The organism is Actinoplanes sp. NPDC023936 (genome assembly GCF_040639325.1).
In the GTDB taxonomy this organism is placed as follows: Bacteria; Actinomycetota; Actinomycetes; order Mycobacteriales; family Micromonosporaceae; genus Actinoplanes.
This window is the reverse complement of record NZ_JBEZZR010000038.1, coordinates 47504-60729: the sequence shown is the minus strand read 5'-3', so window position 1 is coordinate 60729 and position 13226 is coordinate 47504. Positions and strand designations below refer to the sequence as shown.

The 13226-nt window shown below is 70.8% G+C and carries 14 protein-coding genes; 9 read left to right on the top strand and 5 right to left on the bottom strand.

What is annotated here, in order from left to right; all coding sequences use genetic code 11:
- Positions 1-12 precede the first annotated feature (12 nt).
- Positions 13-1854 (top strand): substrate-binding domain-containing protein, encoded by a 1842-nt coding sequence (locus tag AB0F72_RS34195; RefSeq protein WP_360440359.1) that lies wholly within the window; start codon positions 13-15, stop codon positions 1852-1854.
- An 18-nt stretch (positions 1855-1872) separates the two neighbouring features.
- Here AB0F72_RS34195 and AB0F72_RS34190 read toward each other — a convergent pair whose 3' ends face one another.
- Both AB0F72_RS34190 and AB0F72_RS34185 read right to left on the bottom strand, forming a co-directional pair.
- Positions 1873-2169: a hypothetical protein gene (locus AB0F72_RS34190; RefSeq protein WP_360440356.1), complete on the bottom strand. Its 297-nt coding sequence runs from the start codon at positions 2167-2169 to the stop codon at positions 1873-1875.
- A 108-nt stretch (positions 2170-2277) separates the two neighbouring features.
- The gene (locus tag AB0F72_RS34185) at positions 2278-2886 is read right to left on the bottom strand and encodes a helix-turn-helix domain-containing protein (RefSeq protein WP_360440353.1); all 609 of its coding nucleotides are present in this window, start codon (positions 2884-2886) and stop codon (positions 2278-2280) included.
- Between the two features lie 141 nt (positions 2887-3027).
- Between AB0F72_RS34185 and AB0F72_RS34180 the strand changes: the two genes are divergently transcribed.
- The 3 genes from AB0F72_RS34180 to AB0F72_RS34170 are packed head-to-tail and all read left to right on the top strand — an operon-like array spanning position 3028 to position 6457.
- Positions 3028-4371, top strand: a complete 1344-nt coding sequence (locus AB0F72_RS34180; protein ID WP_360440350.1) for an NtaA/DmoA family FMN-dependent monooxygenase — start codon at positions 3028-3030, stop codon at positions 4369-4371.
- 29 nt (positions 4372-4400) lie between these two features.
- Positions 4401-5879: a DHA2 family efflux MFS transporter permease subunit gene (locus AB0F72_RS34175; RefSeq protein WP_360440347.1), complete on the top strand. Its 1479-nt coding sequence runs from the start codon at positions 4401-4403 to the stop codon at positions 5877-5879.
- A 50-nt stretch (positions 5880-5929) separates the two neighbouring features.
- A complete protein-coding gene (locus AB0F72_RS34170; protein WP_360440344.1) occupies positions 5930-6457 on the top strand; it encodes a flavin reductase family protein in 528 nt (175 codons plus the stop codon).
- Here the strand turns inward: AB0F72_RS34170 and AB0F72_RS34165 are convergent.
- Positions 6415-6684: a hypothetical protein gene (locus AB0F72_RS34165; protein ID WP_360440341.1), complete on the bottom strand. Its 270-nt coding sequence runs from the start codon at positions 6682-6684 to the stop codon at positions 6415-6417. The genes AB0F72_RS34170 and AB0F72_RS34165 overlap by 43 nt on opposite strands.
- A gap of 158 nt (positions 6685-6842) precedes the next feature.
- Between AB0F72_RS34165 and AB0F72_RS34160 the strand changes: the two genes are divergently transcribed.
- Positions 6843-7682 carry an SDR family oxidoreductase gene (locus tag AB0F72_RS34160; protein WP_360440338.1) on the top strand — a complete coding sequence of 280 codons (840 nt, stop codon included), beginning with the start codon at positions 6843-6845 and terminating at the stop codon, positions 7680-7682.
- Between the two features lie 247 nt (positions 7683-7929).
- Entirely contained in the window at positions 7930-8457 is a 528-nt protein-coding gene (locus AB0F72_RS34155; protein WP_360440334.1) for a GNAT family N-acetyltransferase, read from the top strand.
- Positions 8458-8623: 166 nt separating this feature from the next.
- On the opposite strand, the gene AB0F72_RS34150 is transcribed toward AB0F72_RS34155, so the two are convergent.
- Entirely contained in the window at positions 8624-9127 is a 504-nt protein-coding gene (locus tag AB0F72_RS34150) for a nuclear transport factor 2 family protein (protein ID WP_360440331.1), read from the bottom strand.
- A 32-nt stretch (positions 9128-9159) separates the two neighbouring features.
- Entirely contained in the window at positions 9160-10059 is a 900-nt protein-coding gene (locus AB0F72_RS34145; protein WP_360440328.1) for a helix-turn-helix transcriptional regulator, read from the bottom strand.
- 347 nt (positions 10060-10406) lie between these two features.
- On the opposite strand from AB0F72_RS34145, the gene AB0F72_RS34140 reads away from it, so the two are divergent.
- Genes AB0F72_RS34140 through AB0F72_RS34130 form a run of 3 tightly spaced genes read left to right on the top strand, consistent with a single transcriptional unit; the run spans position 10407 to position 13221 of the window.
- On the top strand, positions 10407-11396 hold the full coding sequence (locus AB0F72_RS34140; protein ID WP_360440416.1) for a permease: 990 nt from the start codon (positions 10407-10409) through the stop codon (positions 11394-11396).
- Positions 11393-12109 (top strand): TIGR03943 family protein, encoded by a 717-nt coding sequence (locus AB0F72_RS34135; protein ID WP_360440325.1) that lies wholly within the window; start codon positions 11393-11395, stop codon positions 12107-12109. The genes AB0F72_RS34140 and AB0F72_RS34135 overlap by 4 nt, the downstream gene beginning before the upstream one ends.
- Positions 12106-13221 (top strand): hypothetical protein, encoded by a 1116-nt coding sequence (locus AB0F72_RS34130; RefSeq protein ID WP_360440322.1) that lies wholly within the window; start codon positions 12106-12108, stop codon positions 13219-13221. The genes AB0F72_RS34135 and AB0F72_RS34130 overlap by 4 nt, the downstream gene beginning before the upstream one ends.
- Positions 13222-13226: the final 5 nt, after the last annotated feature.

The window sequence follows — 13226 nt, the reverse complement described above, 5'->3', positions numbered from 1 at the left end:
AGGACCCCGCTCGTGACGCTCTCCCCGGTCGCGGCGGCCACCGCCGACGACGTCCTGCGCACCACGCTGCTCTGGTCGCTGGCCGGCGCCCTCGCCGTGGCGCTGCTCGCGCTGGTGCTGCTCCTGCTGCGCAGGCAACGGCGGGCCCGGCTCCGGCGGGTGCGGGCCACCGACAACCACGACGACCCGTTCCGCACCGGCGGTCTGCCCGTGCTGGCCGCCCGGGGCCGCAGGCGCCCGCGCCTCTCCCGGCTGCGCGTCCGTCCTCGTACTGCCGCTGTGGCCGCCGTCCTGCTGCTGGTCACGGCCGGCACCGCGCTGTGGTGGGGAGGCGACACGGACACCGGTACCCCGGCCGTCCCGGCCGCCGCCGTCGCCTGCCCGGACGCACGCCTGCGGGTAGCGGCCGCTCCGGAGATCGCCCCGGTGGTGCAGGAGGCGGCCCGCACCCTGGACCCGGACGGCGGGGAATGCGGGCCGGTCGTGGTCACCGCGGAGGAACCGGCGGTCACCGCGGAGACGACACAGCGGCCGGACGTGTGGATTCCGTCGAGCAGCGCCTGGCTGCGGATCGCCGCCGCCGACGGCGCGGCCTACACCGCCGAGGGCGACCCGCTGGCCCACTCCCCGATCGTGCTGGCCGGACCCGAGAAGGCCGCCGAGGACTACGCCCGGGACGGCAAGACCTCGTGGGCCGCGGTGGCCGACGGCGCGGTGCAGCAGCGGATCACCATCAGCGCGCCGGACCCGTTGCGCACGACGGTCGGCCTGCTGTCGGTGCACGCCATCTACACGGCGATGAACCGCACCACCCCGGACACCGGCATCGCCAAACTGCGCGCCCTCACCCTGCGGAGCCGGCTCGCCGACGCCGCCGCCGACCCGGCGGCCCTGCTCCAACGCGCCTCCACCGGCACCGACGTCGGAGTCTTCCCCGTCATCGAGCAGCAACTCCAGGCGTATCAGGACGGCGAGCACACCATCCCGCTGGTCGGCGCGGTGCCGTCGGACGGGCTGGTCGAGGCGGATTACCCGTACGCGATCTCGCCTGCCGTGACCGACCGCGACCTCGCCGCACGCCTGCGGCAGGCGATCAGCGCGGAGGCGCTGACCGCCGCCGGTTTCCGCGCTCAGGCTCAAACCGGCATTTTGCCCCTGCCGGACCGGCCGGACGACATGCTCACCGAGGCCGTGCACTGGTCGCAGTACCGGACGATGGACTTCCAGGTGCTCGTGCTGGTCGACGCCTCCGGCTCGATGAACGAACCGGTCACCGACAAGGCCGGCCGCAAGACCACCAAGGCCGCGCTGCTACGCGAGACCGGGCTCAACGCGAGCCGCCTCTTCGGCACCGACACCAGCGTCGGCATGTGGCTCTTCTCCACCCCGTCCCCGACCAGCCCCGCCCACGTCGAGACGGTCGGTCTCGGCCCGCTCACCGAACGCGTCGGCAACCGCACCCGCCGAGAGCTGCTGGCCGCCGGCATCAGCGGATACCGGGCCGCCGAGAACGCCGGCACCCCGCTCTACCGGACCGTGCTGGACGCCTCGGCCGCCATGCGCGCGCAGGCCAAACCGGAGACCAGCACGCTGGTCGTGGTCCTCACCGACGGCAAGGACGCGGGCTCGCGATTCGCCATGTCCGGTCAGGCGTTCCGGAAACAGCTCGAAACCACCCGCGACCCGCAACGGCCTGTCCCGATCATCGCGGTCGGTTACGGCGCCGACGCGGACATGGCCGCCCTGACGGCGATGGCCAAGGCCACCGGCGGAACCGCGCTGTCCGCGAATGATCCGGCCGACGTCGCCTCGGCCATCGCCAAGGCGTTCCTCGCCGCCCACGCCCCGAGCTGATCCGCCGGGCACCACCCGTCAACCTTCGCTCTCTCGCCGGTCGAGGAGTTGTTCTCGCTGATCGAGCGCCGTCTGCCGGTCGTCGAGCATGGTCTCCCGCTGCGCTTGGGTCTGGTCGCGGCGGTCAGCGGTTTCGGCGCGGCGAACCAGGACGTCATCACGCACGTCCATGGCCTCACCCCGGCGCTGCACGGCGTCGGGCGGGCCGGTGGTGTGTTGCTGGCGTTGCACCTCGGCCTGGCGTGCATCACTGAGCTTGCGCAGCCTGTCCAGCGATGCCGCCATCTCGCCGCTGAGCTGAGATTTTTCGGGCATGGATTCACTGTGCGCCGCGACGGCCGCGGAGCGGGGCGATACCGCCGACCCGCCTTTCCGGCTCCGCCCCGGCGTGGGCGATCATGCGGGCGCGGTGTTCTGGCGCCGTCAACTGAGGTGCTCGGCACGCTCGGCCGGGGTCGCCCAGCCGGCCTGCAGCAGGTGATGGAGCGCTGAGGGTGAGGACTCGTCGGCCATGGCGGCGCTCGCTGCCCAGCTCGCCGCGAGCACACCTAGGAACAGCTCCCGGCCCCGGACCTCGGGCCGGGCACGGCCGTCACGCTGGGCCGCACGCAGGAACGCGTCGGTGGTCGTGATGAAGCCCTGACAGGTCAATGCCAGCGGGGACTTGTCCTCGACCAGTGCCGCGCGCAACGGCTCGGGGAGGCCGTCGAAGGCGGTGGCCCACTGTCCCATCGCGGTCAGCCATTGGGCGAGGGCGGCCGCGGAGTCCGACTCCTGCTCCTGGATGGCCTTGCGCCGCGCCTCCAGTTCGTCGTCGCGTGCCTGCAGCAGGGCGGCGAGCAGCGCTTCGCGGGTCGGGAAGTGCCGGTAGAGGGTGCCGGGACCGATGCCGGCGCGCTTGGCGATGGCGTCCAGTGAGCCGGTGATGCCGTGCTCGGAGAAGTACTGCTCGGCGACGTCGAGGATGTGGGCCCGGTTGCGCTGCTTGTCCGTCCGCGGCTTGCGCTCGCCGTCGTTTGTGCTCCCGGCCACGACACGACCACCCCTCGTTGACAAAACGGAGACTGTCTCCGTACGTTTGGATCTGCCAAACGGAGACTATCTCCTCATCGTCGTGCCGGCTAGCTGAGCCCTGCCGCCGGCGGTGGAAAAGCGTATGTCGGAGGACATGTCGTGACCAATCCTCAGATGGTCCTGGCCATCCAGATCGCCAACGGCTACGGGGCCCAGCCCGGAGCCTGGCGCATGCCCGGCGTGGACCCGTCCAGCTACACCGACATGGACGCGATCGTCCGGTACGCCCAGGCCGCCGAGCGGGGCAAGATCCAGCTCGTCTTCCTGGCGGACACCCCGGCCCTGACCGTCGACCTCGAGCACGAGGCCCCGCAGCACGCCATCGACCCGCTGGTCGTGCTGACCTCGATGGCCCGGGGCACCGAGCGGATCGGCCTGGTCGCCACCGGCTCCACGACCTTCAACGACCCGTACACGATCGCCCGCCAGTTCAAGGCCCTCGACGTGGTCAGCCACGGCCGGGCCGGCTGGAACGCGGTCACCACCTCGCATCCCGTCGCCGCGGCGAACTTCGGCAGCGCGGTGCCGCCGCGCGCGGAGAAGTACGAACGCGCCCACGAAGTGGTGCAGGTGGTGCAGGCGCTGTGGGGCAGCTGGGGGCGCGACGCCTGGGTCCGGGACGCCGCCGCCGGGCGGTTCGCCGACATGAGCCAGATCCAGCCAGTCAACGCGAGAGGCCAGTACGTCGCCTCGCGGGGGCCGCTGCCCATCCCGCCGTCGGAGCAGGGCCAGCCGGTCATCTTCCAGGCCGGTGGCGGCGGTAACGGCCTGGAACTCGCGGCCCGCTACGCCAGCGGCGTGTACGCCAACCCGTACCGCATCGAGGAGGGCATCGCCCACCGCACCGCCCTGCGCAAAGCCGCCGAGCAGGCCGGGCGTGACCCCGACGAGGTCAAACTGTTCGCCGGCTTCATGCCCAGCGTCGCCCCTGACAAGCGGACCGCCTTGGACCGGCGGCGCCGGCTGGACGAGTCGATCGACCTGGACCAGCGGGTGGCGTACCTCGGCGCGATGCTCGGCCTGCGCCTGAGCCCCGCCCAGCTCGAACAGCCCCTCACCGACCGGCAGCTCGCCGAGGCCCGCGCCAACCCGTCCGACCCGCGGTCGGCCCGCGCCCTCGCCGTGGCCCGGGAAGGCTGGTCGCTGCACGACGTCCTGGCCCACGGCGTCATCGACTACCACCCGGTCGTGCCCGGCACCGCGGCTGAGGTCGCCGACCACATGCAGCAGTGGTTCGAAGCCGGCGCCTGCGACGGCTTCTCGCTGGCCATCGACGTCTACCACGACGGCATCGACGCCTTCGTCGACCAGGTCGTCCCGATCCTGCAGCAGCGCGGCATCTTCCACCTCGACTACGAGGGCGCCACGCTGCGCGACCACCTCGGCGCGCCCGCCCAGTACGGGCTCGACCCCCGCCTGACCGAGACAGCCGCGGCCGGCTGATCCTCGCCCACCAGCCAGAAAGCACTCCTGTGACTACGTCGACAACGACACCACCCGACAACCGGCTCGCGCCGGGCGACGGCCTGATCATCGGTCTGCTGATGGTCTCGGCCTTCGTCGTGCTGCTCAACGAGATGCTGCTCGGGGTGGCGCTGCCCAGCCTGATCACCGACCTCGGCATCACCCCCAGCACCGGACAATGGGTCACCACCGGCTACCTGCTCACGCTGTCGGTGCTGATCCCCGCGACCGGCTTCATCATGCGCCGTTACCACCTGCGGACCATCTTCCTCGGCGCGATGGCGCTGTTCACCGCCGGTACGGCGATCGCCGCGATCGCGCCGGGCATCGAAGTCCTGCTCGCCGGGCGCATCGTCCAGGCCGCCGGAACCGCCGTCTTCGTCCCGCTGCTGATGACCACCACCATGCGGCTGGCCCCCGCCGCCCGCCGCGGTCAGCTGATGGCGCTGGCCACCGCCGTCCCGGCCATCGCGCCCGCCGTGGGTCCCGCGGTGTCCGGGCTGGTGCTGTCGCAGCTGAGCTGGCGCTGGCTGTTCATCCTCATGCTGCCGATCGCGGTGGCCGCGCTGGCGCTGGGCGCGGTGAAGCTGCGCAACATCACCACCCCGGAGCCGGTGACCCTCGACGTGCTGTCGATGGTGCTGTCCGCGATCGGCTTCGGCGCCCTGGTCTACGGGCTCGCCTCGATCGGCGAGGCCGCCTCCGGCCACGCACCGGTCCCGCCCTGGATCCCGATCGCGGCCGGGCTGGCCGGCGTCGCCGCGTTCGCCTGGCGCCAGCTCGTGCTCCAGCGCGGCCCGGGCGCGTTCCTCGACCTGCGCATCCTCCGGACAAGGGCGTTCACCGTACCGCTGCTGGTGATGCTCGTCGTCGCCCTGAACGGCTTCGGCATCTCGATCGTCCTGCCCCTGATCCTGACCAGTGTCACCGGGCTGAGCACCTTCACGCTCGGGTTGTTCCTGGTACCCAGCGGCGCGATCATCGCCGGGGTCTCCGCCCTCGGCGGCCGGATCTACGACCGTTACGGGCCGCGTCCCCTGGCGATTCCCGGCGCGATCATCTGGACGGCGACCTTCTGGCTGCTCACCCGGATCGACGAGGGCACCAGCGTGTGGACGATCTTCGTCACCTACCTGGTCATGTGCGGTGCGCAGGCGATGATGTGGGGCCCGATGACCACTGCCGCGCTGGGATCGCTGCGCGACGAGCTCTTCCCGCACGGCAGCGCGGCGTTCGGCACCATCCAGCAGCTGGCCGGCGCCGCCGGTGGCGCGGTACTCGTCTCGGCGTACACGATCGGGGCGAACGCGGCCCACGCGGGCGTGCTCAGCACGGCACAGTCCGTCGACGCGGCCCGGACCGCCTTCGTGACCGGCGGGATCATCGCCTTCGCCGCCATCCTCGGCACCCTGTTCGTCCGCAAGACGCCGGTTCACCACGAGACCCAGGTGCCGCACACGCCGGGCACCGAAACCATCCAGCCGTGAGACGCGATCGGCACCGGGACCCCGGCCGAGGAAGGATCTCGAGGCACGACATGAGTGGCAGCGCAGAACCGAGCGCATCGGCCGCCGACCCCGCGTCCCCAGCCGCGCCAGAACTGCGTTACGCGTTCGCGGGCTTCGCCACCGGCATCACGCTGGTCGCCGCACTCGTCGACGGACAGCCGGTCGGCATGCTGGCGAACTCGTTCAGCTCGATCTCGCTGAACCCGCCGCTGGCCGCACTCAGTTTCGCGCGTACCTCGACGACCTGGCCGGTCCTGCGCCGAGCACCCCAATGGGGCATCAGCGTGCTCGGCGCGCACCACAGAGCCGACGTCGCCCGGCTCTCGCGTCCCGGAGCCGAGAGGTTCGACGGCGTCTCCTGGGAGGCGACCGGCCATGGCGCGGTCTTCCTGGACCGGGCCCCGACAACGTTCCGGGTCGGCGTGGCGACCGAGGTCGACGCCGGCGACCATGTGCTCACCCTGCTGCGCGTCCACGCCCTGAGCCGCTCGGCCGACGGTGTGCCCCTGATCTTCTACGACAGCCGCCTGCACAGCCGGTCGCTCGAACAACCATGACGACCGCCGCTGCTCGGCGCTCTCCTCCCACGCCTCGGCCCGGCGGAGACAGCGTCCGTGCAGGTCGTGGCGGGCCGCCTCGACAACCGGGAGTAGGGGCGGTCGAAGTCGTCGACCCGCTGCAGGATCTGCTCGCGCAGGGTCATGCCCAGCGGTGCGGGCGTCTCGATCTCCCACCGGGTGCCGATCGCGGCGAAGGCCAGGACCGCCGAGGATTTTACGGGCATGTCCCGATGGTTTCAGCGATATGCGCGAACGGCGAGGCTGGTGGGGGTCCCTGTCAGACCCCCCATCGCCTGGCCTGTCACCGGCGCCGCAGGGCTGCGACCGTGGAGGCATCAAGGGTCTGCCGCGAACCCACCTGCTTCTGACAAGGAAACACGTCATGACCACCGAAGTCACTGTCGTCATCGGCGCCGGGTCGATGGGCCAGGCGATCGCCCGCCGCATCGGCGTCGGCCAGACGATCCTGCTCGCCGACATCAACGAGGACAACACCAAGGCCGCCGCGACTGCCCTGACCGGCGCCGGCTACCAGACCCAGACCGCGAAGGTGGACGTGTCCTCGCAGGACTCCGTCCGCGAACTGGCCGGCACCGCCGCGCAGCTCGGCGCCGTCATGCACGTGGTGCAGACCGCCGGACTGTCCCCCGCGCAGGCGTCCCCGGAAGCGATCATCGCCGTCGACCTGGTCGGCACCGCCCACGTCCTGGACGAGTTCGCCCGGGTGATCGCCCCGGGCGGGTCCGGCATCGTCATCTCCAGCCAGGCCGGCCACATGATCCCGCCGCTGCCGCCGGAGCAGAACGAGGCCCTGGCCCGTACCCCGGCCGCCGAGCTCGCCGCCCTGCCGTTCCTGCAGCCCGACACCATCGTCAACTCCGGTGTCGCCTACGCCGTGGCCAAGCGCGCCAACACGCTGCGTACCCAGGCCGCCGCCGTCACCTGGGGAGACCGCGGCGCCCGGGTCAACTCGCTGAGCCCCGGCATCATCATGACGCCCCTGGCCCTGGACGAGCTCAACTCCCCCGCCGGCGCTCTCTACCAGGAGATGATCAAGGCGTCGGCGGCCGGGCGGGTCGGCACCCCCGACGAGATCGGTACCGTCGCCGCGTTCCTGATGGGCCGCGACGGCGCCTTCATCACCGGCTCCGACCTGCTCATCGACGGCGGCGTCATCGCCTCCATCGCCGCCGGCCGCTTCCAGGTCCAGGTCGGGAGCTGACCGGCACCCCGTCCGCCCAGTGGGGCCCGCCGCCCGGCGGGCCCCGCACCCGTGGCCGGCAGCCCGCGGAACCGGCGTGATGCGCTAGTGTCGCCTCATGACCTTCATCTGCTTCTGCGCCGCTGCTGGGCGGACCCGCCGCTTCTGAGCGGCGAGCATCCTTTCAGTACGTTGCTCCGCCGCTTCCTGCGTCCCAGGCCCATACGTGTCACGTATCGGCTTCGTCGTCATGGAACGGAGCATTCGCATGCCCGAGCAGTCTCACGTCACCGTGCCATCGCACCAGATCCGGCCGCTGACGCCTGCCGATCTGGAAGCTGTCGTCAACCTGTCCCTCCTCGCGTGGGAGCCCGTCTTCGTCTCCTTCGAGAACATCCTCGGATCGGCGATCTTCGGCCTGCTGTACCGCCCGGACTGGCGGGCAGCACAAGCCGACAGCGTCCGCAAATGCTGCCTCGATGACGGGGCAGAGTCTTTTGTCGTGTCCACGGCCGACGGTGTCGCGGCCGGTTTCGTCGTTCTCCGGCAGGACCATGACGAGTCGCTGGGAGTGATCGAGATGATCGCTGTGCACCCGGAGCATCAGCGTCGTGGTCACGGCCGAGCCTTGATGGAGTTCGCCATCCGGCGACTGCGCGATCAAGGGTTCAGACTCATCAATGTGACAACCGGCGGCGATCCCGGACATGCACCGGCGCGCGCTCTCTACGAGGCAACCGGATTCACGGGGCTTCCGCTCGTGAACTACTACCTGGCGGACCTGCCGGCGCAGTAGCAAGCCCGGCCGGCGGCCGAGCGTTCTCGCTCGGCCGCCGGCCGGATCTCACCCGACCATGCCGATGTCCGGTGGGAGGTTTCGCTCATGAGCCGGGTGTCATCTCGGGCCGACGTCGACCCTCGCCGCCACCGGCATGCCGGCTTCCGGTTGCTGATCCGCCGCCTCAGTAGGTGGTGGAGCGCGAACGGGTGGCCAGCCAGTTCCCGTCGATCCGGGCGTACGTCGTGGTCGACTCCAAGGGCCAGGTGCCGCGCGAGCCGTTGATGGTGGCGGTGACCAGATTCCGTGACGTCAGCACAGCGGTGTCCCCGTCGACGGCCACCGACGCGGATTGCTCCTGAACGTCGTGGTAGGCCGTCTCACCGGAACTGACCTGCTCCAACCAGTCGGCCTTGGACTGCTCGTAGCCGGTGATGTGTACGGCGGTGAAGTCGTCGGCGAGCAGTTCACCGAGCTGGTTGGTGTCCGCGCCGATCATCGCCTGCGTGCGGGCTCGGCCGGCTTGGAGGATCGCCGTCTCGTCGGCGTCCGTGCCCGCCTCCACCGCTGATGGGGAGGGTGCGACACCGGGGGCATCAACGCTGCTCGGCACCGGGGCGGGGTCGCTGCGTCCCGCCAGCAGCACGCCGGTGGCGGCCATCGGGATCCCGAAGGTCCGAAGGTTCATTGCTGTCTTCCTGAGGGTGGCGTGACAGGGCGTCAGGCGTCGGTGGCCGTCTGGTCCGCCGGCTGCGGGGTGTGCGGCTGGGCGGACCAGCTGGCCAGAAGCCGCAGCGCGGCGTGCGACGGCGAGTCGGGTTCCGCGGTGTACATGACCAGGCTCTGGCCCGGGTCGGACGGCAGCCGCATCGACTCGAACGGCAGTTCGAGGTCGCCGACGACCGGGTGGTGGATCCGCTTGGCGCCGGTCAGATGCGCGCGCACGTCGTGCGAGGCCCACCGGACCCGGAAGTCGTCGCTGCGCGTCGACAACTGGCCGATCAAATTCGACAACTTCTCGTCGTACGGATCACGGCCGGCCGAACCGCGCAGGAGCGCGACGGCGTCGTCGGCGGCCTGCGCCCAGTCGCGCCAGAAGTCCCCGGCGTGCCGGTCGAGGAACAGGAACCGGGCGTGGTTCGGCGGCTTCACCGGGTCGGCGAGGATCGGCGCGTACAGGGCCCGGCCCAGTTCGTTGGCGGCCAGGATGTCCAGCCGCGAGTCGACGACGAACGCCGGGGTCAGCGTCAACGCGTCCATGATCCGCTGCACGGCCGGGCGGACCCGCGCCTGCGTGGGGCGGCGGCGGGCGGCGGACCGGCTGCTCCCGGCGGCCTGCACGAGGTCGTACAGGTGGGTGCGTTCGTCGTCGGACAGCTGCAGGGCGTGGGCGATACCGTCCAGCACGCTCTCCGAAGCCCCGGTGAGGTTGCCCCGCTCCAGGCGGGTGTAGTACTCGGCGCTGATCCCGGCGAGGGTGGCGACCTCCTCGCGCCGTAGACCGGCGACGCGGCGGCTGCTGCCGTAGGCGCGAAGCCCGGCCTGCTCGGGGGTGATCCGTGCCCGACGGGTGGTCAGAAACTCCCGGATGTCGGCGCGGACCTGCTGCTTGTCAGCCATGTCACCGACCGTACGCGCCCGTTTTGCCCGTCAGACAGACCCTGCCAGAACCCCCCTGCCAGCACCCCCGGCAGCAGGGACTCCCCCGGGCGATTCGCAGTGCCGGCTGAATGTCGCGCGCGAAATGAAGATATTAGAAATTGTGCATCAATAGATACTGACGAATCAATTCGATCGATCACTCAGCGGATATTGCGTCCACGCCGGCAACCGGTAAATTGATCGATGACCGCAACTATGGTGCGCGCCGGCGAATGACGCGGCGGAATGGGAGTGCGGTGTTGAGTTCCACTGACGGAGCGACGACTCGTGCCCGGCCGGAGAAGCAAGAACGTTCCGTGTCCACACTGCCGGCGCCTGCGGACGACGGCTCGCACGGCCTGAAGGCGCGGCGGTTCGGCTCCGTGGAGGGACTGGCGATCCTGCTCGTCCTCCTCGTGGCCTTTCGCACTCCACTGGCGAACCTGGTCTTGGGCCCCGGGCTGCAAACCTGGATCACCGTGTTCGTGTCGGTCATGATCCAAGCGGTGCCGTTCCTGGTCTTCGGTGTCGTGCTGTCCGCGGTGATCGCCGTTTTCGTTCCCCGTTCCTTCTGGGCCAGGGCCCTGCCCCGGCATCCAGTCGTGGCCGTGCCGGCCGCCGGTCTGGCCGGAGTGGTTCTGCCGGGATGCGAATGCGGCAGCGTGCCGATCGCGGGTTCACTGATTCGCCGCGGCGTCACGCCGGCTGCGGCCTTGGCCTTCCTGCTGGCGGCGCCCGCGATCAACCCGATCGTTCTGACCGCGACGGCGGTGGCCTTCCCCGGCAATCCTGAAATGGTTCTCGGACGTGCGGTCGCCAGCCTGGTCGTCGCCATCGCGATGGGGTGGCTGTGGCTGCGCCTGGGAAGAAGCGATTGGATCCGTCTGCCGCACCGTTCCGACTTCGACGACAGCTCGAAGGCGCGCGCGTTCTGGGCGTCGTGCCGGCACGACGTCACGCACGCCGGCGGATTCCTGGTCATCGGGGCGGCAGCCGCGGCGACCATCAACGTCGTCGTACCCGAGTCCTGGCTGCAAACGCTGGCCGCTGATCCGATCCTGTCGGTGCTGGCTCTGGCCACCCTGGCCGTCCTCTTGTCGATCTGCAGCGAGGCCGACGCGTTCGTCGCCGCCTCCCTGTCGCAGTTCTCGCTGACCTCGCGGCTGGTGTTCCTCGTGGTCGGCCCGATGGTCGACCTCAAGTTGATCTCGATGCAGACCGGTGTGTTCGGCCGGCGATTCGCCGTCCGTTTCGCCCCGGCCACCTTCGTCGCGGCCGTGCTGGTGGGTACCGGAGTCGGGATGGTGATCTGGTGAACCGGCAGGCACAGGCACTCGTGATGGTGCTGTTCGGCGGGGCGGTGCTCAAGGCCAGCCTCACCGACACGTACCTGCGCTATGTCAAGGAGGGCTTGCGGCCGTTCCTCATCGTCGCGGGTGGGCTTCTGGTGGCGGCCGCCGCGATGACCCTCTACTACGAGTTCCGGCCGGCCAGGTCCGCGATGACCGGCGACGACGGGCACGGCCATCACGAACCTCGGGTCGGGTGGCTGCTGATCCTCCCGGCCGTCGGCCTGTTGCTGATCGCGCCGCCGGCGCTCGGCTCGTACGCCGCCGGGCAGACCGGCACCGTCCTGGCCGCCGCACCCGCCGACTCGGAGTTCCCGCCCTTGCCGCCGGGCGATCCGGTGCCGCTGGGCTTGATGGAGTACGCGTCCCGGGCGGTGTACGACGAGGGCCGCAGTCTCACCGGCCGCACGCTGCGGCTGACCGGGTTCGTCATCACCGGTCCGGACGGGCGTCCGATGCTGGCTCGCATGGTGCTGGCGTGCTGCGCGGCCGACGGCCGCCCGATCAAGGTCGGGCTGACCGGCGGTGTCGGTGTCGACGCCCCCGCCGATACGTGGATCCAGGCTGTCGGCGTCTACAGCGACAGGGTGGAGAAGGATCCGGTCAATGAGGCCGAGGTGCCGTATTTCGAGGTGACGAGCTGGCAGCGGATCGAATCACCCCGGCGGCCGTACGAATGACCACCACTGCGCCGGCTCGGCCGATCTCGGACCGGCCCGTGCGGCACGGCCGCGGCCTGTCCGTCATCGGGCTTGTCGTCGCGCTCGCCGCCATCAGCGTGCTGATCATCGGCGGTGGCCCGCCCGAACAGAAGCCCGCCGTAGCGAGCGGACGGGTGCCGGTGAGCGCGGCATGGCCGCAAGCTCGGCTCAACACCATCTCCGATCTGCCGCTGCGGCCGATGTTGTTCCTTGACACGGCCACGGTGGTGGGCACCGAACCCAGCTCGGATGGGCAGTTCCAGCTCCTTCTGCTGCGTGACGCCGACGGTGACGTACGAGAGCTGCGCCGCCTGGCGAACGCCGACAATCCCCGCTTCGAGAACATCATCGCCGCCGGAGACGACGTCGTGTGGATGGAGTTCGCTGACGGGCGGCCGCCGGAGATCTGGGCCGCGAACTGGCGCGACGGCGCATCTGCCCGGCGTCTCACCACCGAAACCGGCAACGCGGTGCTGCTCGGCAGCCAGGACGATCTGGTCCATCATGAGGGCCGGGTGTACTGGGCCGCCCAGCCCGACGGCGGCGCCGGGACGACGGAGGTGCGTTCGGTGGCGCGCAAGGGCGGCCTCGTGCGTGTGCTACGCGTCGACGGGGATTGGACGATGGCGGCGTGGCCGTGGCTGGACGACGGTTCCAGCCGCGGAACGGCCGCCCTGCTGCTGCGTAACCTGATCACCGGTCGTGAGGTCGCCGTGCCGACCAGCGGTGGCGAGTTGGCGGCGTGCAGCCCCACCTGGTGCCGGGTCATGGTGGTGGTCAGTGACGAACTGGCCCGCATCGATCTGATGCGTCCCGACGGGTCGGCTCGCCGGCAGATCGCCGGCGCGACCGCCCGGGCGGCGGTGCCCGACGTGGCGATACTCGACCGTTTCGAGATCCTCGCCGAGCCCGGCCCGCATGCCGGCGCCAGTCGCACCGCGGCGTTGCTCGTCCACGACATCGCGGCCTCGACGACGGTCGAGCTGGACCCCGCGGCCAACGACGCGCAGAGCCGCAACGGTCTGGTGTGGTGGTACAGCAGCGGCGCCGGCGCCGCCCGCTGGCATGTCCTGGATCTGCGAACCGTCTGAAGGCA